We start from the raw sequence: 21,263 nt of genomic DNA, 5'->3' as shown, positions 1-21,263 counted from the left end.
TTAGCGTGCGGTGGCCAGGGCCATCGCCTTGTTCAGCAGGGTGCGGCCCGGCAGGCCGCCGATGCTGACTTCGGTCGGACGACCGGCGAGCAGGGTGTCCAGCGGCTGGTCCGGCTGGATCTGTACGCGGATTTCCGAGGCCAGGTCGCCGTCCACCGGTGCAGTGCGGACGATGCGGCCGCCACGGACTTCGCTGTCGCCGGCGATCTGGAAGTGCACGGCGGTGCCCGGCGAGAGTTCGGCGGCGTTGCGGTAGGGGAAGCGCGCCTCGACGGTGGCGGTGCTGTCGCGCGGGGTCAGGGTGAAGATGATGTCGCCCTTGTTGGCGAACTGGCCGTTGGCCACACGCTGCTCGACCACGCGGCAGTCGCACGGGCTGGTCAGGGTGCCCTTCATCTGGTGGCCGAACAGCTTCTCGATGTTGCTCGGGTTGAGCTGTTCTTCGGTCAGGTTGCCCTTGAGCAGGTCCAGCAGGTTGGCGGAGAAGGTGGCGATCGGCGCGCCCTTGGCGACGTCGGCGCCGGCTTCCACCAGGCTCTCCACGGTGCCTTCGCGCGGCATGGTGATCTGCTGGTTGGCGACGTTGACCACGCCCGAGTCGGCGTGGGTGACGAAGTACAGGTTGTAGATGTTGTTGAGGATCACCGCGAAGGCGCCGACGCCGACCACGAAGATGGCGGTGCTCAGGGTCACCGCGCGGATGCGGCTGAAGAAGCCCATGCCGCCGCTGCCGATGCCGTGCTTGCGGGCCTTGGTGAAGTTCTCGCGCTGCAGGGTGTTGAGCATGTCGCCGACGCTGATCACTTCACCGGCGAGGAAGGAGGTGATCAGGTAGCGCAGGGCGGCGATCTCGCGCGGTTTCAGGTGCTGGAATTCGCAGCCGACGCGGCGGCTGTCCGGCTCGAAGGAGCGCACCTGGAAGTCGACTTCCAGGGAGAAGCTGATGCTGTCGATCTGGAACAGCAGCTTGCCCTTGTGCAGGTCGCCCACCTGGATCGGCGCGCTGCCCGCGGTGAAGGCGAAGCCGCCGGCGGAGATGTCCAGCAGGCGGGCATCGACGCCTTCACGGTTGGCACCGATGTAGCGGATGCGCGCGGGCAGTTTGACCCGGGCGTGCTGGCGCTGGGCTTCGGATTCGTGCACGACATTGACGTTGACGGCGGTATTCATGTGGGCGAGTCCTGTTGTAGCTAATAGGGGGCGGTCAGACGATGGTCAGCAGTACGGCAACGAAGACGCTGGCCGCGGAAAAGGTCATGGCGCGTGAGGACCAGGTGTTGAACCATTGCTGGAAGCTGGCCAGACCGCGGTCGAGCTTGGTGTTCTGGCGGGTCCACGACTGCTGGTCGAGGCGGAAGAACACGTAGATCTTCACCATGGCGCCGACGATCTGGTTGTAATAAAGAATCAGCGGGTAGGCCGGCCCGATGTGGTGCCCCGACAGCGACAGCAGCAGGGTCAAGATGAATCGGGTGATGCCGATCCACAGCAGGTAAATCAGCAGGAAGACGATGCTGTACTTGATGCTGGCGATGATTGCGGCGACCAGGCCCAGCAGGCAGGTCCACATCGACAGGCGCTGGTCGAACAGCACCACGCTGGTGAACCAGCCCAGGCGTTGCGGGCCCAGGGCAAGGGCGCGGGAGTTCTGCCGCAGGTTGTTGCCGTACCAGCGGAACATCAGCTTGCGGCTGGCCTTGATGAAGCTCTTCTCCGGCGGGTGCTCGACGGTGTTGATCGCCGCGTCCGGCACGTAGAAGGTGTCGTAGCCCAGACGCATCAGGCTGTACCAGCTGGACTTGTCGTCGCCGGTGAGGAACTGGAAGCGGCCCAGGCGCCAGTGGTCGAGGTGGTCGCTTTCCACGTCGGCGATGAAGTCCGGGTCGGTGACGACCTGGGCGCGGAACACCGACATGCGCCCGGTCATGGTCAGCACGCGCTTGGACAGGGCCATGGAGCACATGTTGATGTGGCGCTGGGCGAAGCGCAGCTTGTGCCACTCGCTCATGATGTAGCCGCCCTGCACCTCGCAGAATTCGTTGGTGGTCAGGCCACCGACGTTGCCGAACAGCTTGAACCAGGGCACGGTCTTGCGTACCACGCCGGGCTCCAGCACGGTGTCGCCGTCGATCACCGCGACCACGGCGTGCTCGTCCGGCAGGTCACGGGAGATGGCGCGGAAGCCGTGGGCCAGGCCATCGCGCTTGCCGGTGCCGGGGATGCGCACGAAGTCGAGCGAAACGTGTTCCGGCGGATTGAGTTTCTGCCACTGCTGCTTGATCAGCACCTCGTCGGACATCTCGACGATGGAGCACACCACGGTGGTGGGATAGCCGCAGGCGATGGCCTCCTTGATCACCGAGCGATAGACCATGGACGTGGTCAGTGCATCGATGCGGAAACTGGTGACCATCAGGAATACATGGGATGGATCGGCCGCGTCGCCCATCTTGCGCAGCTTGCGGCGGTAGTAGGGGTAAACGCCGTAGAGGAACAGCATGCCGCGCAGGAAGTGCAGGCCGCCCATGGAATAGCGCCAGATGCCGACCGCACCGATCAGTAGCAGGAAGTCCTTGGAGTCGGCGTCGAACACGGTCTTGGGCACTGCCAGCGCCAAAACCATCAGCAGGCTGAGAAAGGCCAGCCAGCCCAGGGCTTCACCGATTACTCGTTTGTAGGTTTCCATGATGAGATCCGTCAGTCGCGTCGTTGGGGCGGTGGAGGCCCTTGTAGGAGCGAGCCTGCTCGCGAACCCGCCTGGCACCGAGGTGTGGCGGAGAACGTTCGCGAGCAAGGACCGGGTGTCCCCCTCGCTCCTACGAAGAGCCGGTTGCGCTTACCAGCAGATGCCTTCGGCGCGTTCGTCGGTGACGCTCGGCATGAAGCCGATCAGGTCAACGACCTTCTTGCCTTCGGACGCCTTGTTCACCACGTCGACGAACAGCTCGTCGCCATTGCCCAGCACCAGGATGTCGGAGGACTTCACGACGGCATCCAGGTCCGAGACCAGCAGCGAGGAAACGTGGGGGATCTTCGATTCGATGTACTCCTTGTTCGCGCCATGGACGCGGGCGTACTCGACGTTGCGGTCGAAGATCTTCAGGTCGTAGCCCTTGCCGATGAGCATCTCGGCCAGTTCCACCAGCGGGCTTTCGCGCAGGTCATCGGTGCCGGACTTGAACGACAGGCCGAGCAGGCCGACCTTGCGGCTGCCGTGCGCGGCGATGATGTCGAAGGCTTTCTGCACCTGGTGCTGGTTGCTGCGCATGATCGAGCCGAGCATCGGGTGTTCGACGTCCAGCTGGCTGGCACGGTAGGTGAGGGCGCGCACGTCCTTGGGCAGGCAGGAACCGCCGAAGGCGAAGCCGGGCTTCATGTAGTAGCGCGACAGGTTGAGCTTGTTGTCCTGGCAGATGACATCCATCACCTCGCGGCCGTCGACGCCCACCGCCTTGGCGATGTTGCCGATCTCGTTGGCGAAGGTGACCTTGGCGGCGTGCCAGACGTTGCAGGTGTACTTGATCATCTCGGCGACCTCGATGGTCTTGCGGATGATCGGCGCGTCCAGTTCGCGGTAGATCTCTTCCAGCAGGTCGCCGGTCTGGGCGTCCAGTTCACCGATGACGGTCATGGGCGGGAAGTCGTAGTCCTTGATCGCGGTGGACTCGCGCAGGAACTCCGGGTTGGTGCCCACGCCGAAGTCGACGCCGGCCTTCTTGCCCGAGCAGTCTTCGATGATCGGGATCACAACGTTGTTCACGGTACCCGGCAGTACGGTACTGCGCACCACCACGGTGTGGCGGTCTTTCTTCTCGCGGATGGCGTAGCCGATTTCACGGCAGACCGATTCGATGTAGCCCAGGTCCAGGTCGCCGTTCTTCTTGCTCGGCGTGCCCACGCAGATGAACGACACATCGGTGTCCAGAACAGCTTTCTTGAAGTCGGTGGTGCCCGACAGGCGAGCGGAACGGATGCCCTGCTCCAGCAGCGGTTCCAGACCGGGTTCGACGATGGGCGACTTCCCTTTATTGATCAGATCGATCTTGGTGGTGGAAACATCCACCCCGACGACTTCGTGGCCTCGTGCGGACAGGCAGCCGGCACATACTGCGCCAACATACCCAAGACCAAAGATGCTGATTCGCATCGCATTCACCTCGTTCAATTGTCGAGCTTTCAAAGTTGCCCCGAAGGGCGGTTTATTTCGTTTGCCCCGCAGGGCACTTTATTCAGGCTGAAAGAATCCGCGGAAGGCACACTCAGCTGTCCTCCGTACTTCCTCCGGTTAGGCAGGGAAAGTAGTGCTAAACTTCAGAGCACTGTCTTTGGGCAAATTTCAAATACTTGCCCCGTTATGTTTCAGGCGGATTTCACTGTGTGTTCATTTCCGCGCTGATGTGCTCCGGTTTGCTTGGATGATTGCCTTCATCATCTAAAAGTTCAGTTTTTTCATGTGCTTGCGATTGTTCAATGCCAATTGGGAATTATCGTTAGAACAAAAGAGCCCATGTCATCGATGCACTTCGGTGATCTGCATCAATGATCGTTGCGGAAATAGGATTTATCCCGAACAGGGTTAGTTCCTTCCACTCATCCCATCCCTGAAATCTTTTGAAATATCCAAATGACATCATTTGATGCCGCAGTAATGGCAAAAGGGAAGTTGTTCTGGAGTGTATCGTTGCAGTGCAATCTGCAAGGTGCGGAAAAGTTCAATTGAATTTTCGGTGAAATTCGACCGCGCGTCGCCTTCAATAGGTTCGTTCAGCTGCCGTTCAGCTTTCTCCATTGCAAGTTGCAATCGTGAAATGCACGTCATGGCCATGGGCTGTTAGTGGCAATTGAGAGGCTTGGGGAGGGCAAATCAGGGAGGTTTTCTTGCCACGAATGGCAGGTCGGGGGTCGAAAAAAAATCTCACGATTTCTCCCGAAGCAGACGAACGGCTATACAGACCCTATGAACAGTAAGGTCAATCGGGCGTTTTTTGAGCAAGAAATAGACAAGCCAGCCCCTTTTGGCTGACTCATTTCATGGTCAATGGCTTACAGGCGACTTGGCATCAGGCGGAGAGGCAGGGCAGGAACGGCGGGAGGGGAGCCCGATGGGCTCCCGGCAGGACGGGTCAGTCTTCGGGGTGATCGCGCAGGAACACCAGTTGGTCCGCCTTGGAGTGCTCGGCGCTGTAGAAGTAGCCGGCGTAGTTGAAATCCTTCAGGCCCTCGGGGTCTTGCAGGCGCTCCTTGATCACGTAGCGTGCCATCATCCCGCGGGCCTTCTTGGCATAGAAGCTGATGATCTTGTACTGGCCGTTCTTCAGGTCCTTGAACTCGGTGTCGATCACCCGCGCGTTCAATGCCTTGCGCTTCAGCGCGCCGAAGTACTCGTTGGAGGCCAGGTTCAGCAGCACGTCGTCGCCCTGCTGGGCCAGGGCTTCATTCAGCCAGCCGCTGATGCGTTCGCCCCAGAAGGCATAGAGGTCCTTGCCACGGGCGTTGGCCAGTCTGGTGCCCATTTCCAGGCGGTAGGGCTGCATCAGGTCCAGCGGGCGCAGCACGCCATAGAGGCCGGACAGCATGCGCAGGTGGCGCTGGGCGAAGTCGAAGTCGTTCTCGCTGAAGTCCTCGGCCTGCATGCCGGTATAGACGTCGCCCTTGAAGGCCAGCAGCGCCTGCTTGGCGTTGGCCGGGGTGAACTCCGGGTGCCAGCTGCCGAAGCGCGCGGCGTTCAGGCCGGCGAGCTTGTCCGACAGGCTCATCAACTCGGCGATCTGCGCCGGCGACAGTTCCCGCAGGATGCCGATCAGTTCCTGCGCATCATCCAGGTGCTCGGGCAGGGTGAAGCGCTCCGTCACCGGGGCGGTGTCGTAGTCCAGGGTCTTGGCGGGGGAAATCACCATCAGCATCGTGCGGTCTCCTACAAGCGAGCGGCGATTGTAGGGATTCCCACTCAATGGCTCCAGCTATGGGGGCGATTAGCACCGGCTTCGGCAGCGGTCGGCATCGACGGGCCGAACTGCTGATCGGGAAAGGTGGGGAGGGGTATTTCGAGAGGTTGGACTTTTAAAACTAGCGCTCCGCGAGGTCCTCGCCAAGCTATTTCGGCGTAGGAAGAAAAAAAGCGGCTTGAGAAGGAAAAAGACTTTTTATCGTCATGTTTTTTCCTGTATTTCTGGAGCCGTAGACCGCCGAACCCTGCAGACAGGTGGCGGCCCCGGCCCGTCCCCTTATATGCAGTGCTCTCGTGCCCCGGTAGCGAGAGCAGGCGGCTCACCGCGCGGCGGAGCGCTGTAGTGGCATTCCGTCGTAACGCCCCCAGAAGAGGTGAACCGCGTATGGATGACCATGGACGCTCCAGCCCGACCCAGCCCACCCTGTACGTCCTCGATACCAATGTTCTGATCCACGATCCAAACGCCTTGCTGAACTTCCAGGAGCACCATGTCGCCATCCCGATGACGGTGCTGGAGGAACTGGACAAGCTCAAGACCGGTAAGCACACCGTGGCTGCGGAATGCCGCCAGGCGATCCGCCTCATCGATTCGGTGCTGGGCGAAGCGACGCCCGAACAGGTGGAGGATGGCGTCCCCATCCAGCGCGGCAAGAGCGGCCCCTGCGGCAGCCTGTCGATCCTCATGAGCAAGCGGGCCGAGCCGATCACCTGGCTGCCCGAGCACCTCAACGACAACAAGATCATCAACCAGCTGGTGGAGCTGAAGAGTCGCCACAGCAGCAAGCGCGTGGTGCTGGTCACCAAAGACATCAACATGCGCCTGAAGGCGCGCGCCTGTGGGGTGTTCGCCGAGGACTACCACACCGACCAGCTGGTCGACGACGTCGCAATGCTGTCGCGTGGCTATCATTCGCTGTCCGGTTCGTTCTGGGACCGCGTGAGCAAGGTCGAGACCCGTCAGGACCACGGGCGCACCTGGCATCGCGTGCAACTCACCGACAACCTGCCGGCGGTGCACATCAACGAGTTCATCGTCGACGAGCAGGGCTTCGTCGGCTGGATCAAGGGCATCCAGCAGGATGAACTGCTGATCCTCGACCTGCACCAGGAGCCGCTGCTGCACCAGGAAGCCTGGGGCCTGCGCCCGCGCGACATCTACCAGGCGCTGGCCCTCTATGCGCTGCTCGACCCGGACATCCACCTGGTCAACCTGTCCGGCGCCGCGGGCTCGGGCAAGACCATCCTGGCCCTGGCCGCCGCCATCGAGCAGACCATGGTCAGCAAGCGCTACCGTCGCATCATCGCCACCCGCAGCGTGCAGGGGCTGGACGAGGACATCGGCTTCCTGCCGGGCACCGAGGCGGAGAAGATGGAGCCCTGGCTCGGCGCCATCACCGACAACCTGGAGGCGCTGCATTCGGACGACGAGTGCACCCACGGCAGCGTCGACTACATCCTCAGCAAGGTGCCGCTGCAGTTCAAGTCGCTGAACTACATCCGCGGCCGCAGCTTCCAGCAGAGCCTGATCCTCATCGACGAGTGCCAGAACCTCACCCCGCACCAGATGAAGACCATCATCACCCGCGCCGGCAACGGCTCGAAGGTGGTCTGCCTGGGCAACCTGGCGCAGATCGATACGCCCTACCTGTCGGCGACCAGCTCGGGCCTGACCTACCTGACCGAACGCTTCAAGGACTTCCCCCACGGCGTGCACGTGACCCTGCAAGGGGTGCCGCGCTCGGTGCTGGCGGAGTTTGCCGAGGCACATCTGTAACTCACCAAGGCCCGCCAATCGGCGGGCCTTTTCTTTTCAGGCCGGGGTGTTCGCGAGCAAGGACTGGGCGTCTCCTTCGTCCCGTGAGCGCAGTAACAACCGGTGCGGCTCTTCGTAGGAGCGAGCTTGCTCGCGAATCCGCACGGCGCCATCACCTACCCCGCTTATACCTCTTTTTGTATACAATCCTCTTCCCAACGCGCCGCCCGTCGTACTGCCGTCGACGCGCCCCGGGGTTACACTGTTCCCTTGATCGTCCGCATTCTCCGGAGAGTTCCCGCCCGTGCTGACCCATCTCGATTCCCAAGGCCGCGCCAACATGGTCGACGTCACCGAAAAAGCCGTGACGTCCCGTGAAGCCGTGGCCGAAGCCCGGGTGCGCATGCTCCCGGCGACCCTGCAACTGATCCAGGACGGCGGCCACCCCAAGGGCGACGTGTTCGCCGTGGCGCGCATCGCCGGCATCCAGGCGGCGAAGAAGACCCATGAACTGATCCCGCTGTGCCACCCGCTGCTGCTCACCAGCGTCAAGGTCGAGCTCGCCGCCGAAGGCGAGGACACCGTGCACATCGTCGCCCGCTGCAAGCTGGCCGGGCAGACTGGCGTGGAGATGGAAGCGCTGACCGCTGCCAGCGTCGCCGCGCTGACCATCTATGACATGTGCAAGGCCGTGGACCGTGGCATGACCATCGAAAGCGTGCGCCTGCTGGAAAAACTCGGCGGCAAGAGTGGCCATTACTTGGCGACAGATAGCGTGGCAGGAGACACCCCATGATCCGCGTGCAGTACTTCGCCCGCTACCGCGAAGCCCTGGGCCTCGACGGCGAGCAGCTGAACTGGAGCCAGTCCCTGGCCAGCCTCGACGACCTGCGGCGCCTGCTGCTGGAGCGCGGTGGTTCCTGGAGCGTGCTCGGCGAACAGAACCTGATGTGCGCGCGCAACCAGGAGCTGTGCTCCCTGGACGAACCCCTCGCCGATGGCGACGAGGTGGCCTTCTTCCCCACCGTTACCGGAGGCTGAGCCCATGGCGATCCGCGTGCAGCCGGCGGCGTTCGATCCGGGCGCCGAACTCAATGCGATGCATGCCGCCAACGTCGGCGTCGGTGCGGTGGTCGGCTTTGTCGGCTACGTGCGTGATTTCAACGACGGCCGCGAAGTCGGCGGGATGTTCCTTGAACACTACGCCGGCATGACCGAGAAGGCGCTGGAGAAGATCGCCGTGGAGGCCAACCAGCGCTGGCCGCTGCTGCGCCTGGAAATCCTCCACCGTATCGGCCGCCTGGAGCCGGGCGAACCCATCGTCTTCGTCGGCGCCGCCAGCGCCCACCGCCAGGCGGCATTCGACGCCTGCAACTTCGTCATGGACTACCTCAAGACCCGTGCGCCGTTCTGGAAGAAGGAAGACACCAGCGAAGGCCCGCGCTGGGTCGAGGGCCGCTGTAGCGACCAGGCTGCCGCCGAGCGCTGGAAAGGCTGAGTCCATTCGTCGCGCCTGCGCCCTGAAGAGGGCGTGAGCGCGGGGCTTGTCTATGCTCAGTGGCGATGCCAGGGAGGTGTCGTTGCTCTACGCCAAGGAAGCGTTCCGCGCCACGTTGTACATCTCCTGGCTCCAGCGCCGTGCCGGTGAATGCCGTCACGGCGGGATCGCTCGCCAAGGAGATTTCCCATGTACAAGCCCCATTTCGCGCTTAAGGCGCTCACCGCCGCCCTGCTGGTCGGCGGCCTCTGCCAGAGCGCGCTGGCCTGCACCACCATCATTGCCGGGCGCAAGGCCACCGCCGACGGCTCCGTGCTGGTCGCGCGCCTGGAGGACTACACCTACAACAACCACGCCAAGCGCTTCGTCGTGGTGCCGCCGCAACAGTACAAGGACGGCGACACGCTGAGTTTCGACAACGGCGTCAGCGTACCCGCGCCCAAGTCCGGGATGCGCTACACCACCATGCGCGACTGGAACGGCGACCAGCGCGGCGCCCTCGGCCCCTGGAGCGAGTTCGGCGCCAACGAAGCCGGCGTGATTCTCTCTGCCACCAACAGCACCGAGCCCAACGAGAAGGCGGCCAAGGCAGACCCTCTGGTGGCTGACGAGGGCGGGGTGATCGAGGCCATCCTGCCGGACCTGATCCTGCCCCAGGCGAAGACGGCCCGCGAGGGCGTGGAGCTGCTGGGCAAGTACGTCGAGACCCTGGGCGCCGGAGAAACCAACGGCATCCAGATCGCCGACGACAAGGAGGCCTGGCTGTTCGAGATCGGTTCCGGGCACCACTGGATTGCCGTGCGCGTGCCGGACGACGGCTACGTGGTGATGGCCAACGGCATGCGCGTGCACGACGCCGACCTCAACGACAAGGCCAATGTCCTGAGCAGCGCCGGCATCGCCGAGTTCGCCGAGAAGCACCAGTTGCTGGACAAGGTCGACCCGGCGAAATTCAACTTCGCCAAGGCCTTCGGCATCGTCGGCGACGCCTATAACGTCGACCGCGAATGGCTGGTGCAGAACAAGCTGGAGCCCGGCCGCAAACAGGATATCCGCCAGCAGCAGTATCCCTTCTATACCAAGCCCGAGAAGCCCATCAGCGTCGAGCAGGTGGCCGCCATCCTGCGCATCGACAGCTACGCCGGCACGCCGCTGGACGGCAAGAAACCGGCCGGCGACCAGAAGCAGCGGCCGATTGCCATGGAGCGCAACGTCGAGGCGCACATCCTGCAGGTTCGCCCGCAGATGCCCAAGGGCTTGCAGGTGCTGTCCTGGCAATCGCTGGGCAACGTGCGTGACGGCCTGCTGCTGCCGTACTACCTGGAGAGCCTGCGCAGCACGCCGCGGGTGTTCCAGCAGGGCAGCGACGACTTCGACGAACATTCCGCCTGGTGGACCTTCCGTAGCCTGACGTCCCTGGCCCACGCCAACGACAAGCAGTACATGCCCTTGCTGCACGGCTGGCGCGACCGCCTGGAAGGCAGCCTGCGCGCCGCGCAGCCGGCCCAGGACGAGATGCTCAAGGCCCTCGCGCAGAAGGACGGCGAAGCGGCCCGCGCCGCCGCCGAACGCTTCAGCAACGGCACCGCGCTCTGGGCCCTGGACCAGGCGGGCGTGCTGCGCGCCAACATCCTCACCGACCTGACCAAATCCACCGAGCAGAACTACAGCCCCGAGGAGCTGGAGAAGATCAAGCATCTGTAGCGCACTGACGGACGGTACTGCCCCGCACGCGCCGGGGCAGTACCTCCTAGGAGGAATGGGCGGTATCCGCGAACGGGCGCAGGCTGGCGCCAGCCCTTTTTCGCTCTTATTCGCCCTTCTTTGGAAAGCCCCTCCATGAGCCATCTCAGCACCCAGGAATTCCAGGCGCTGGAGATCGCTGTCCTCACCGTCAGCGATACCCGCAGCCTGCACAACGACACCTCCGGCCAGGCCCTGGTCACCGCCCTGCAGCGCGCCGGCCACGCCCTCGCCGAACGCCGGCTGGTCATCGACGACATCTACCAGATTCGCGCCGTGGTTTCGGCGTGGATCGCCGACCCCAAGGTCCAGGTCGGCCTGATTACCGGCGGTACCGGCTTCACCCTGCGCGACAACACTCCGCAAGCCGTCGCTCCGTTGCTGGAGCGCACCGTGGACGGCTTCGGTGAACTGTTCCGGCAGATTTCCCGCGAGGAAATCGGCACCTCCACCCTCCAGTCCCGCGCCATCGCCGGCATCAGCAACGGCACGCTGATCTGCTGCCTGCCCGGCTCCACCGGCGCCTGCCTGACCGCCTGGGAAAAGATCCTCGTGCACCAGCTGGACAGCCGTACCCGGCCCTGCAACTTCGTCCCCCATCTCAAGCGCCTGCCCGAGCGCCCGGTGCTGGCCTGCGGTACCCGGTCATGAGCGCCTGCGGCTGTTCCGGCGCCGGCCTGCGCCCGGTGGACGAGGCCATCGCCGCACTGATGGACTTCGTCCCCATGGCACCTCCGACCGTGCGCGTCGATCTGGAGCACGCGCTGGGCCGCGTGCTGGCCGAGGACATTCGAGCGCCCATCGACCTGCCGCTGTGGGACAACAGCGCCATGGACGGCTATGCCCTGCGCAGCGCCGATCTGGGCCTCACCGGCGCGCGGCTGAAGATTGCCGGCACCATCGCCGCCGGTGATGCCGCCCTGGTCGAGCTGCAACCCGGCCAGGCCATGCGCATCTTCACCGGCGCGCCGCTGCCGCCGGGCGCGGACAGCGTGGTCGCCCAGGAAGACTGCGAGGTCGAGGGCGACTGGTTGCAGGTCCCCGTGGTCGAACACGGCAGCCATGTACGCCGCCGCGGCGAAGAACTTTGCGCGGGCGATGCCCTGCTCAGCGCCGGGAAGATATTGCGCGCCCAGGACCTCGGCCTGCTGGCCAGCGTCGGGCTGGATCGCGTCAGCGTGTACCGTCCGCTGCGCGTCTGCCTGCTGAGCAGCGGCGATGAGCTGCGCGAGCCGGGCGAACTGCTGGCGCCGGGGCAGATCTACAACGCCAACCGCTTCAGCATCGGCGCGCTGCTGCGCGGCTGGGGCATGGAGGTGCACGACTACGGCGTGCTCGCCGATACCCTGGCGGCCAGCCGCGATGCCCTGAGCCTGGCCGCCTCCGAGTGGGACGTGCTGATCACCAGCGGCGGCGTCTCGGTCGGCGACCGCGACTACCTCAAGCAGGCGATCCGCGAACTGGGCGAGCTGCACCTGTGGAAGCTGAAGATGCAGCCGGGCAAGCCGCTGGCGTTCGGCAGCATCGCCGGCAAACCGTGGATCGGTCTGCCGGGCAACCCGGCCGCCGCGCTGGTCACCGCGCTGGTGGTGGCCCGTCCCTTCCTCTGGCGTGCCCAGGGGCGCAGCGGCGTGCAGACGCTGCCGGTGACGTTGCCGGCCGGCTTCGACTGGCCCACGGCCAATTCGCGCCGCCAGTACCGGCGTGCGCGTCTGGAGCTGGATGACGCCGGTGTGGCGCGCATCTGTCTGCACCCGCAGCAGGGCTCGGCCATGCTGCGCGCGGCGAGCTGGGCCGATGGCCTGGCGGTGGTGGAGGCCGGGCGCACCCTGCGCGCCGGCGAGCCGCTGCCCTTCCTGTCTTTCAGCGAACTCGGCGCCTGACGCCGTTCCCGGTCGCCGGTGGGACCGGTGGCCTTCGAAGTGTCCGGGGGAAGCATGCAACTGGTCTGCCCGGCGGGAAGTCTGCCCGCCTTGAAATCGGCCCTGCGCGAAGGCGCCGACGCCATCTACGTCGGCTTTCGCGACGACACCAACGCCCGGCACTTCGCCGGCCTCAACCTCGATGACCGCCAGCTACGCCAGGGCGTTGAACTTATCCACGGCGCCGGCAAGCAGATGTACGTGGCGGTCAACACCTACCCCGGCGCGACTGGCTGGGCGCGCTGGCAGCGCGCGGTGGACCAGGCCGCCGACCTCGGCGTGGACGCACTGATCGCCGCCGACTGCGCGGTGCTCGGCTACGCCGCCAAACGCCACCCGAACCTCTCGCTGCACCTCTCGGTGCAGGGCTCGGCCACCAATGTCGCGGCGCTGGCCTTCTACCACGAGCGCTACGGCATCCGCCGCGCCGTGCTGCCGCGTGTGCTGTCGCTGGCGCAGGTGCGCCAGGTGGCGGCGAACAGCCCGGTGCCCATCGAAGTCTTCGCCTTCGGCAGTCTGTGCATCATGGCTGAAGGGCGCTGCCATCTGTCGTCCTATGTCACTGGCGAGTCGCCGAATCTCTGCGGCGTCTGCTCGCCGGCCAAGGAGGTGCGCTGGAGCGAGGAGCCCGAAGGGCTGACCTCGCGGCTCAACGACGTGCTGATCGACCGCTATGCACCGGACGAACCGGCGGGTTACCCGACCCTGTGCAAGGGCCGCTTCGTGGTCAACGGCGAGCGTTTCCATGCCCTGGAGGAGCCCACCAGCCTCAACACCATCGACCTGATTCCGCAATTGGCGGAAATCGGCGTGGCGGCCGTGAAGATCGAGGGCCGCCAGCGCAGCCCGGCCTATGTCGAGCAGGTCACCTGCGTCTGGCGCCAGGCGCTGGATTCCTGGAAGCGCGCGCCTGAGAACTACCGCGCGCTGACCCAGTGGCAGGAAGCCCTGGACAAGCTTTCCGAAGGCCACCAGACCACCCTGGGCGCCTACCATCGTTCCTGGCAGTGAGGGCGTCGTGATGAAACTGAGCTTAGGCCCGGTGCTGTTCTACTGGGACCGCCGGACACTCCTGGATTTTTATGCGCAGATGGCCGAACAGCCGCTGGACGTGATCACCCTCGGCGAGACCGTCTGCTCCAAGCGCCGTGCACTGTCGCTGGATGACTGGCTCGGCCTTGGCCGTGAGCTGCAGCAGCAGAGCAGGGCGCAGATTCTCATCTCGGGATTGGCGCTGATCGAGGCGGCTTCGGAGCTCTCCGCGCTGCGCAGGCTGTGCGCGAACGGCGAGTTGCAGGTCGAGGCCAACGACATGGGCGCGGTGCAGATTCTCTCCGGCCTCGGCGTCGAGTTCGTCGGCGGCCCTGCGCTCAACGTCTACAACGGCCACACGCTGGCGGAACTGCATGCCGCCGGATTGCGCCGCTGGGTGCCGCCGGTGGAGTGCTCCGGCGAGCAGATCCAGGAGGTGATCGAGCAGGCTCGCGAGCTGGGCATCAGCGAGGTGGAGACCGAGGTGTTCGCCTACGGTCACCTGCCGCTCGCCTACTCGGCGCGCTGCTTCACCGCCCGCGCGGAAAACCGCCCCAAGGACGACTGCCAGTTCTGCTGCATGAACTACCCGGAGGGCATGTCGATGCTCAGCCAGGAAGGCGCACCGCTGTTTACCCTGAACGGCATCCAGACCATGTCCGGCGAGGTCAGCAACCTGCTGGCGGACTACGCCTCGCTGCGTGACTGTGGCGCCGATCTGCTGCGCCTGAGTCCGCGCGCCGAGGGCATGGTGGAGGTGGTGCAGGCCTTCGACCGCGTACGCCAGGGCGCCACGCCGCCGCTGGCGGTGGAAGGCTGCAACGGTTACTGGCATGGTCGTCCGGGCATGCTGCGCAGTGATGAGGTGAACCTGTGCTGAATCTCGAAGCCGGCGCCCTGCGTGCTGCTGATCGCCTGTTGCCGCTGGCGGCGCGGGTTCCGTCCGGAGTTCAGCGCGCGGTATTGCAGCGCGCCGCCAACCGGCTGTTCGCCGACGCGCTGGCTGACGGTGCCTTCGATATCCTCGACGGCCACTGGCTGCGGCTGGAAGTGAGCGATCTCGGCCTGGCCTGGAGCCTCACCCACCACCGCAACGGCCTGCGCTTCGACGACGCCTGCTCGCCCAGCGTGACCATCCGTGGCAGTTGGCGCGACTTCCTGCTGCTGGCGGGTCGGCAGGAAGACCCGGACACGCTGTTCTTCCGCCGCCGCCTGGTGATCGAGGGTGATACGGAGCTGGGGCTGGCGGTGAAGAACCTGATCGACAGCCTCGACCCGGACAGCCTGCCGGCCTGGCTGTGGAGCGCCATGCGCCGCGCCAGCCGGGTAGTACAGGAGAATGCTGAACCGCTCCCGTAGGATGGGTGGAGCGTCTGTCCTTTGGCTTTGTGCCTTGTCTCAGCGGTGAACGCTCAGGCCGGGGTGCGTACGAGGAACTGCAGTTCCTCGTAGAGCATCTCGAAGTCCTGTGCCGGCGCGTCCTGGCCGTAGCGTTTCTTCAGGCCGTATTCGGTGAGGGTGATTTCGTGTTCGGCCTTCACCCCATGGCGTGCCAGGCAGTTCTGCACGCAGTGCAGGTGGCAGCCGTCCACGGCGATGATCCGCCGACCTGAGCAGGCCTTCTTCACCAGCGCCGGTACGTCGCCGCCCACGCCGGCGATGCAGGACATTTCCGCCAGGCCGTCGCGGTCCAGGCGCAGGACGAGGTCATTGGCCAGCTGCGCGAGGTTGGAGCAGCCGGAGCAGGAATACACGAGGGGCAGGTGTGGCGAGGGCGGCATGGGGACCTCCTGGGTGAGTCCCGCAGTGTCCTGCCGCCATGGGCTGGCGCGACATGATCTGAATCAAGTCGACGAGCGGACTACTACCAGTGAGGTAGAGGCTTCCTACAGGTTGGGGCAGATCGGGTGGGGGACGATCAGACCAGGTGATTCTCCACCGCCCACACCGCCGCTTCCACGCGCGAGCGCATGCCCAGCTTGTGCAGCACGCGCTTGACGTGAACCTTCACCGTGCCTTCGGTGATGTCGAGTTTGCGCGCGATCATCTTGTTGCTGTAGCCGTGGGCGAGCTGGCGCAGGATCTGCCGTTCGCGGTCGGTGAGTTCCTCGATGCCCTTGGGACGGTCGTCGCCGCGCAGGGCCTGGGCCAGTACCTGGGTCAGCTGCGGGCTGATGGTGAGCTGGCCGGTGGCGGCCTGGCGGATGTGCTCCAGCAGGCGTTCGGGCTCCATGTCCTTGAGCAGATAGCCGTCGGCGCCGGCACGCAGGACGTTGATCACGTCGTTGCGATCATCGGAGACGGTGAACACCACGATGCGTGCGTCCACGCCCTGTTCGCGCATGGCGCGCAGGGTGTCGAGGCCGGTCATGCCCTTCATGTTGAGGTCGAGCAGGATCATGTCCGGTTCCAGCTCCGCGGCCAGGCGCAGCGCTTCCTCGCCGCTGCCGGCTTCGCCCACGACCTGCAGGTCGTCCTCGAACTCCAGCAGCTGAACCACGCCCTTGCGCATCATCGGGTGGTCGTCGACGAGCAGGATGCGCGCGCGGTCGTCGGTGGGGGTGGCCGTCATGGGTGGGTCTCCGGGGACTGCGACAGGGGTTTGTGGGTGAAGCGCACGCTGACGCGGGTGCCCTGCGGCATGCGTGGGGCGATGCTGAAGCTCGCCTCCAGGGTCTGGCTGCGCTCCCGCATGATGCTAAGCCCATAGTGCCCATTGCGGCTCTGCGCTGGGTCAAAGCCGACGCCGTCGTCGTCGATGGTGATGCACACCTGGTCGTCGGCATCCTCGGCGAGGCTGACCTTCGCGTGGCTGGCGCGGGCATGGCGCACCACGTTGGACAGCGCCTCGCGGACGATCTGCAGGATGTGGATTTCCTCGTTGGGGTTGAGTGGGATATGCGCCATGCGGTTGTCCAGCTCGATGGCCAGGTCGCCGCGCTCGCCGAATTCCTCCACCGTCTTCACCAGCGCCGCTTCCAGGCTGGATTGCTCCAGGCTCAGGCGGAAGGTGGTGAGCAGTTCGCGCAACTGGCGGTAGGCGCTGTTGAGCCCCTCGCGCAGCTCGTCGAGGGTTTCGTCGATCTTTTCCGCGGGCGCTTCGCGCTTGAGCAGGGTGGCCAGGCGGCTGACCTGGATCTTCAGGTAGGACAGCGATTGCGCCAGCGAGTCGTGCAGTTCGCGGGCGATGGTGCCGCGCTCGGCGAACAGCGCCAGGCGGTTCTCCTGCTCCTGTTGCAGGGACAGGGCGAAGGTGCGCGCGATGTTGTCGCAGAAGCCTTCGACGAACTGCCGCTGCCAGTCTTCCAGACGGCCGCTGGCGGTCTCGATGAACAGCTCGCCGAAGCGGTGCTCGCCAATGGACAGCGGCTGCATCAGCAGCGGGTTGAGTCCCTTGGTCGGTTCGCTGCAGTGCTCAGCCTGGGCGCGGCAGTCGCCGCAGTTGCCCTGCAGGCAGAAGCCGCCGGTGATGCCGTCGGTGGTCAGCGAGGTGTAGGCGCGTTCGACGCCGTCCTTGTTCAGGCACAGGGTCACCTTGCCGGCCTGCAGCACGCGTTCGAGCTGGTTCAGCAGTGGTTGCAGGGTGCGTTCGTCGTAGGGGTCCTGGCCCAGGCGGCGGGCGCTGGCGTAGAGCAGTTCCAGGCGCTGGTGGCTGTTGGAGAGGTCGCGGGTCTTGTCTTCCACCCGCGCTTCCAGCTCGCGGTAGATGGCCTGCAGTTCCGTCGCCATCTGGTTGAAACGTTCGCCCAGCTGACTCAGCTCGTCCTCGCCGCTGCTGCTGACCCGCGCGCTGAGGTCGCCCTGGCCGAGCCGGCGGGCGGTGCTGGTGAGGTCGCGCAAGGGGCCGACCACGTGGTAGCTCAGGTCGTAGAGGCTGATGAAGACCACCAGCAGGCTGAGGAACAGGCACAGGCCCTGCACCGTGCTGAGCATCTGCGAGCGCTGCTCGGCGTTGCTCTGCAGCGTGCCGACGAAGGCATCGATATGGCTGACGAAGGTGTCCAGGGTTGCCAGCGCCGGGGCTTCGGAGAGATCGAGCTTGCTCAGTTCCTGGCGCAGTTGTTCGTGCTGCCGGCGGATCGGTGCATCGGTATCGGCGCGCCGCAGCAGGCGGGTGATCTCTTCGCTGTCCAGGCGCGCGCGCAGGGTGGATTGCAGGGCCTGGCGGTTGATCGGCGACGGGTCCAGCGCCAGGCGATAGGTGAGCATGCGCAGCGAGCCGGCCTGATTGATCACCGCCGCGTCCTGGTGCGAATAGTCGGCGAACAGCAGGGCGCTGAACATGCCGGCCAGCGCCAGCGACACCAGCAGGGTGAGGTAGCAGCCGAAGCGCACGACGATGGATTTGCGCAGGGAAGGGCGCCCGGCGGGGGGACTACCCACAAAGAATCGGTCGCTGGCGGAGGGTTCGGTCGGGTGCACCGTATTCATTGAAAATGCCTTAAAAAACAATCAGTTAAGCATTGGTTTCGGTGATACCCACTAGGAGGTAGCGGCGCGCATCTGCTCATGAATCGCCCTTTGGCTCATTGATGACGATCAAGAGAAGGCGACTAGTCCTTACCTAACGTGCGGGCAAAGGCTGTCAGGAAGTGAGCTTAGCCATGCTGTCCCATCGTCAGAAACAGTACTCCGTGCTCGGCATGAGCACACTGGCGTTCGCCGTGAACTTCGCGGTCTGGACGATGTTTTCGATCATCGGTATTCGCATCAAGGAGGAGCTGGGCCTGTCCGAGGCGCAGTTCGGCCTGATGGTGGCGCTGCCGATCCTCACCGGTTCGCTGGTGCGCCTGCCGCTGGGGTTGATCACCGACCGCTTCGGCGGGCGCATCGTGTTCTTCATCCACATGCTGCTGGTGGCCATCCCGATCTACGGCCTGGCCTTCGCCACGCTCTACTGGCACTACCTGGTACTGGGCCTGTTCGTCGGCCTGGCCGGCGGCTCCTTCGCCGTGGGCATCGCCTACACCTCCTCGTGGTTCGAGAAGGAGCGCCAGGGCACCGCCATGGGCATCTTCGGCGCCGGCAACGCGGGGGCGGCGATCACCAACCTGGTGGCGCCGATGATCGTGGTCGCCTTCGGCTGGCGCATGGTCCCGCAGGTCTACTCGGTGGCCATGCTGGTGACCGCGCTGCTGTTCTGGTTCTGCACCTGGACCGACCCGGCCCATGCCAAGGGCGGCGACGCCGACCCGAGCCGCCCGCGGCCGACCCTGGCCAAGCAGCTGGCGCCGCTGGGCGAGCTGCGCGTGTGGCGCTTCGGCCTGTACTACTTCTTCGTCTTCGGCGGCTTCGTGGCCCTGGCCCTGTGGCTGCCCAAGTACTACATCGCCGAGTATGGCCTGGACCTGCGCACCGCGTCCTTCATCACCATGCTGTTCACCCTGCCGTCGGGCCTGATCCGCGCCCTGGGTGGCTGGTTCAGCGACCACTACGGCGCCCGCGCGGTGAACTGGGGCGTGTTCTGGATCTGCCTGGTCTGCCTGTTCTTCCTCTCCTATCCGCCGACCACCATGACCATCCACGGCATCAAGGGCGACGTCAGCCTGGGCGTGGGCCTGAACGTCTGGCTGTTCACCTTCCTGGTGTTCGTCGTGGGCATCGCCCAGGGCTTCGGCAAGGCCAGCGTGTACCGGATCATCCACGACTACTACCCACAGAACATGGGCACCGTCGGCGGCATGGTCGGGGTCATCGGCGGCCTCGGCGGCTTCTGCCTGCCCATCCTGTTCGGCTACGCCGCCGACCACATCGGCGTGCGTTCCTCCTGCTTCATGTTGCTGTTCGGCCTGACCGTGGTCTGCATGGTCTGGATGCACTACGCGATCAAGCAGCAGCAACGCATCGACGGCCAGGCACAAACGGCCGACGTCGACGCTACTCCCATTCCTTCCAGTCAATCCTGAGGTAATGCCGTCATGGGCATGATCGCCAATACCCAACTCAAAGCCGCCAGAGGCCCGCTGCTGGTCGACTGGCGCCCCGAGGACTCCGAGTTCTGGGCGCAGAGCGGCAAGCGCATCGCCGCACGCAACCTGTGGATCTCGATTCCCGCGCTGCTGCTGGCCTTCGCCGTGTGGATGATCTGGAGCACCGTCACCGTGCGCCTGAACGCCGCCGGTTTCAACTTCAGCAACGACCAGCTGTTCCTGCTCGCCGCGCTGCCGTCGATTTCCGGCGCCACCCTGCGGGTGTTCTATTCCTTCATGGTGCCGATGGTCGGAGGCCGTCGCTGGACCGCACTGTCCACTGCTTCGCTGCTGATCCCTTGCATCTGGCTGGGCTTCGCCGTGCAGGACCCGGCCACCCCGTACTGGGTGTTCGCCACCATCGCGCTGCTGTGCGGCTTCGGCGGCGGCAACTTCGCCTCCAGCATGTCCAACATCAGCTTCTTCTACCCGAAGAACCAGCAGGGCACTGCCCTGGGGCTGAACGCCGGCCTGGGCAACCTGGGCGTCTCGGTGATGCAGTTCGCCGTCCCGCTGGCCGTGGCCGGCGGCCTGTTCGGCGCGTTCGGCGGCGAGCCGCAGCAACTGAGTGACGGCGGTCGCCTGTTCCTGCAGAACGCCGGCTGGATCTGGGTGCCCTTCATCGCCGTGGTCTCCGTCGCCGCCTGGTTCGGCATGAACGACATTGCCGATGCCAAGGCCTCGTTCCGCGAGCAGTCGGTGATCTTCAAGCGCAAGCACAACTGGCTGATGTGCTGGCTGTACGTGGCCACCTTCGGCTCGTTCATCGGCTTCTCCGCCGGCTTCGCCATGCTCAGCAAGACCCAGTTCCCGGACATCAACCCGCTGCAGTACGCCTTCCTCGGCCCGCTGGTCGGCGCCCTGAGTCGGCCGCTGGGCGGCTGGCTGGCCGACAAGTTCGGCGGCGCGCGCATCACCCTGTGGAACTACGCGGCGATGATCGCCGGCGTGTTCGCGGTGATCTCCTTCCTGCCCGGCGCAAACGGCTCCGGCAGTTTCTTCGGCTTCCTCGGCTCCTTCATCGCGCTGTTCTTCTTCGCCGGCATCGGCAACGGCAGCACCTTCCGCATGATCCCGGTGATCTTCCGCAACGAATGGGCCGCGCGCCTGAAGAAGGGTGGCTTCACCGAGGCCCAGGCAGCCAAGAACGCCAGCATGGAATCGGCCGCGGTGATCGGTTTCTCCGCCGCCATCGGCGCGTTCGGCGGCTTCTTCATTCCCAAGGCGTTCGGCACCTCGCTGGCCATGACCGGCAGCGCCGAGGGCGCCCTGTACCTGTTCGTCGCGTACTACCTGAGCTGCATCGTCGCCACCTGGTGGTGGTATGCGCGCAAGGGCGCCGAGAGCCCCTGTTGATCGATTGCCGTGGCGGGCGCCCCGTGCGCCCGCCGCAAGA

The 21,263-nt window shown here is 65.1% G+C and carries 19 protein-coding genes; 12 read left to right on the top strand and 7 right to left on the bottom strand.

What is annotated here, in order from left to right:
- The 4 genes from ACAW63_RS27120 to yaaA all read right to left on the bottom strand — a co-directional run bounded on the left by ACAW63_RS27120 (position 1) and on the right by yaaA (position 5,903).
- Entirely contained in the window at positions 1-1,170 is a 1,170-nt protein-coding gene (locus ACAW63_RS27120; RefSeq protein WP_371230520.1) for a PilZ domain-containing protein, read from the bottom strand.
- A 34-nt stretch (positions 1,171-1,204) separates the two neighbouring features.
- Positions 1,205-2,689: a mannuronan synthase gene (gene alg8 / locus ACAW63_RS27115; RefSeq protein ID WP_371234804.1), complete on the bottom strand. Its 1,485-nt coding sequence runs from the start codon at positions 2,687-2,689 to the stop codon at positions 1,205-1,207.
- Between the two features lie 147 nt (positions 2,690-2,836).
- Positions 2,837-4,147: a GDP-mannose 6-dehydrogenase gene (algD, locus tag ACAW63_RS27110; RefSeq protein ID WP_371230518.1), complete on the bottom strand. Its 1,311-nt coding sequence runs from the start codon at positions 4,145-4,147 to the stop codon at positions 2,837-2,839.
- Positions 4,148-5,123: 976 nt separating this feature from the next.
- A complete protein-coding gene (yaaA, locus tag ACAW63_RS27105) occupies positions 5,124-5,903 on the bottom strand; it encodes a peroxide stress protein YaaA (protein ID WP_371230517.1) in 780 nt (259 codons plus the stop codon).
- A gap of 429 nt (positions 5,904-6,332) precedes the next feature.
- Between yaaA and ACAW63_RS27100 the strand changes: the two genes are divergently transcribed.
- The 10 genes from ACAW63_RS27100 to ACAW63_RS27055 all read left to right on the top strand — a co-directional run bounded on the left by ACAW63_RS27100 (position 6,333) and on the right by ACAW63_RS27055 (position 15,257).
- A complete protein-coding gene (locus ACAW63_RS27100; RefSeq protein ID WP_275608439.1) occupies positions 6,333-7,724 on the top strand; it encodes a PhoH family protein in 1,392 nt (463 codons plus the stop codon).
- 283 nt (positions 7,725-8,007) lie between these two features.
- On the top strand, positions 8,008-8,499 hold the full coding sequence (gene moaC, locus ACAW63_RS27095) for a cyclic pyranopterin monophosphate synthase MoaC (RefSeq protein WP_275608438.1): 492 nt from the start codon (positions 8,008-8,010) through the stop codon (positions 8,497-8,499).
- Complete coding sequence (locus ACAW63_RS27090) at positions 8,496-8,744, top strand: MoaD/ThiS family protein (RefSeq protein ID WP_275608437.1); 249 nt, start codon at positions 8,496-8,498, stop codon at positions 8,742-8,744. Before moaC ends, ACAW63_RS27090 begins: the two co-directional genes overlap by 4 nt.
- A gap of 4 nt (positions 8,745-8,748) precedes the next feature.
- Positions 8,749-9,201, top strand: coding sequence for a molybdopterin synthase catalytic subunit MoaE (moaE, locus tag ACAW63_RS27085; RefSeq protein ID WP_275608436.1), 453 nt, complete (start codon positions 8,749-8,751; stop codon positions 9,199-9,201).
- Between the two features lie 189 nt (positions 9,202-9,390).
- Positions 9,391-10,905, top strand: coding sequence for a C69 family dipeptidase (locus tag ACAW63_RS27080; RefSeq protein ID WP_371230513.1), 1,515 nt, complete (start codon positions 9,391-9,393; stop codon positions 10,903-10,905).
- 135 nt (positions 10,906-11,040) lie between these two features.
- On the top strand, positions 11,041-11,595 hold the full coding sequence (gene moaB / locus ACAW63_RS27075) for a molybdenum cofactor biosynthesis protein B (protein ID WP_371230511.1): 555 nt from the start codon (positions 11,041-11,043) through the stop codon (positions 11,593-11,595).
- Positions 11,592-12,827, top strand: coding sequence for a gephyrin-like molybdotransferase Glp (gene glp / locus ACAW63_RS27070; protein ID WP_371230509.1), 1,236 nt, complete (start codon positions 11,592-11,594; stop codon positions 12,825-12,827). The genes moaB and glp overlap by 4 nt, the downstream gene beginning before the upstream one ends.
- Positions 12,828-12,881: 54 nt before the next feature.
- Positions 12,882-13,877, top strand: coding sequence for a peptidase U32 family protein (locus ACAW63_RS27065; protein ID WP_371230507.1), 996 nt, complete (start codon positions 12,882-12,884; stop codon positions 13,875-13,877).
- A gap of 10 nt (positions 13,878-13,887) precedes the next feature.
- The gene (locus ACAW63_RS27060) at positions 13,888-14,778 is read left to right on the top strand and encodes a U32 family peptidase (RefSeq protein ID WP_371230505.1); all 891 of its coding nucleotides are present in this window, start codon (positions 13,888-13,890) and stop codon (positions 14,776-14,778) included.
- Positions 14,772-15,257, top strand: coding sequence for an SCP2 domain-containing protein (locus ACAW63_RS27055; RefSeq protein ID WP_371230504.1), 486 nt, complete (start codon positions 14,772-14,774; stop codon positions 15,255-15,257). Before ACAW63_RS27060 ends, ACAW63_RS27055 begins: the two co-directional genes overlap by 7 nt.
- 53 nt (positions 15,258-15,310) lie before the next feature.
- Here the strand turns inward: ACAW63_RS27055 and ACAW63_RS27050 are convergent, their stop codons facing one another.
- From ACAW63_RS27050 to ACAW63_RS27040, 3 genes are all read right to left on the bottom strand, one after another.
- Positions 15,311-15,679 carry a putative zinc-binding protein gene (locus tag ACAW63_RS27050; RefSeq protein ID WP_371230502.1) on the bottom strand — a complete coding sequence of 123 codons (369 nt, stop codon included), beginning with the start codon at positions 15,677-15,679 and terminating at the stop codon, positions 15,311-15,313.
- 137 nt (positions 15,680-15,816) lie between these two features.
- Positions 15,817-16,470 carry a two-component system response regulator NarL gene (gene narL, locus ACAW63_RS27045; RefSeq protein WP_275608428.1) on the bottom strand — a complete coding sequence of 218 codons (654 nt, stop codon included), beginning with the start codon at positions 16,468-16,470 and terminating at the stop codon, positions 15,817-15,819.
- Positions 16,467-18,329, bottom strand: coding sequence for a histidine kinase (locus ACAW63_RS27040; protein WP_371230500.1), 1,863 nt, complete (start codon positions 18,327-18,329; stop codon positions 16,467-16,469). Before ACAW63_RS27040 ends, narL begins: the two co-directional genes overlap by 4 nt.
- 173 nt (positions 18,330-18,502) lie before the next feature.
- On the opposite strand from ACAW63_RS27040, the gene ACAW63_RS27035 reads away from it, so the two are divergent.
- Positions 18,503-19,804, top strand: a complete 1,302-nt coding sequence (locus tag ACAW63_RS27035) for a nitrate/nitrite transporter (RefSeq protein WP_371230498.1) — start codon at positions 18,503-18,505, stop codon at positions 19,802-19,804.
- A gap of 12 nt (positions 19,805-19,816) precedes the next feature.
- A complete protein-coding gene (locus ACAW63_RS27030; protein WP_371230496.1) occupies positions 19,817-21,223 on the top strand; it encodes a NarK family nitrate/nitrite MFS transporter in 1,407 nt (468 codons plus the stop codon).
- The last annotated feature ends 40 nt before the right edge of the window (positions 21,224-21,263 follow it).

Source organism: Pseudomonas sp. QE6 (assembly GCF_041379005.1).
Taxonomy (GTDB): domain Bacteria; phylum Pseudomonadota; class Gammaproteobacteria; order Pseudomonadales; family Pseudomonadaceae; genus Pseudomonas.
The sequence above is the reverse complement of the archived record's forward strand: the minus strand, read 5'-3'. Positions and strand labels throughout refer to the sequence as shown.

Bases quoted from the DNA above. Each gene is read 5' to 3' on its own strand.
- algD (WP_371230518.1), bottom strand. From the start codon at position 4,147: ATGCGAATCAGCATCTTTGGTCTTGGGTATGTTGGCGCAGTATGTGCC.
- ACAW63_RS27100 (WP_275608439.1), top strand. From the start codon at position 6,333: ATGGATGACCATGGACGCTCCAGCCCGACCCAGCCCACCCTGTACGTC.
- ACAW63_RS27065 (WP_371230507.1), top strand. From the start codon at position 12,882: ATGCAACTGGTCTGCCCGGCGGGAAGTCTGCCCGCCTTGAAATCGGCC.
- ACAW63_RS27090 (WP_275608437.1), top strand. From the start codon at position 8,496: ATGATCCGCGTGCAGTACTTCGCCCGCTACCGCGAAGCCCTGGGCCTC.
- ACAW63_RS27040 (WP_371230500.1), bottom strand. From the start codon at position 18,329: ATGAATACGGTGCACCCGACCGAACCCTCCGCCAGCGACCGATTCTTT.
- ACAW63_RS27030 (WP_371230496.1), top strand. From the start codon at position 19,817: ATGGGCATGATCGCCAATACCCAACTCAAAGCCGCCAGAGGCCCGCTG.
- ACAW63_RS27050 (WP_371230502.1), bottom strand. From the start codon at position 15,679: ATGCCGCCCTCGCCACACCTGCCCCTCGTGTATTCCTGCTCCGGCTGC.
- moaE (WP_275608436.1), top strand. From the start codon at position 8,749: ATGGCGATCCGCGTGCAGCCGGCGGCGTTCGATCCGGGCGCCGAACTC.
- ACAW63_RS27080 (WP_371230513.1), top strand. From the start codon at position 9,391: ATGTACAAGCCCCATTTCGCGCTTAAGGCGCTCACCGCCGCCCTGCTG.
- ACAW63_RS27120 (WP_371230520.1), bottom strand. From the start codon at position 1,170: ATGAATACCGCCGTCAACGTCAATGTCGTGCACGAATCCGAAGCCCAG.
- glp (WP_371230509.1), top strand. From the start codon at position 11,592: ATGAGCGCCTGCGGCTGTTCCGGCGCCGGCCTGCGCCCGGTGGACGAG.
- ACAW63_RS27060 (WP_371230505.1), top strand. From the start codon at position 13,888: ATGAAACTGAGCTTAGGCCCGGTGCTGTTCTACTGGGACCGCCGGACA.
- ACAW63_RS27035 (WP_371230498.1), top strand. From the start codon at position 18,503: ATGCTGTCCCATCGTCAGAAACAGTACTCCGTGCTCGGCATGAGCACA.
- yaaA (WP_371230517.1), bottom strand. From the start codon at position 5,903: ATGCTGATGGTGATTTCCCCCGCCAAGACCCTGGACTACGACACCGCC.
- moaB (WP_371230511.1), top strand. From the start codon at position 11,041: ATGAGCCATCTCAGCACCCAGGAATTCCAGGCGCTGGAGATCGCTGTC.
- narL (WP_275608428.1), bottom strand. From the start codon at position 16,470: ATGACGGCCACCCCCACCGACGACCGCGCGCGCATCCTGCTCGTCGAC.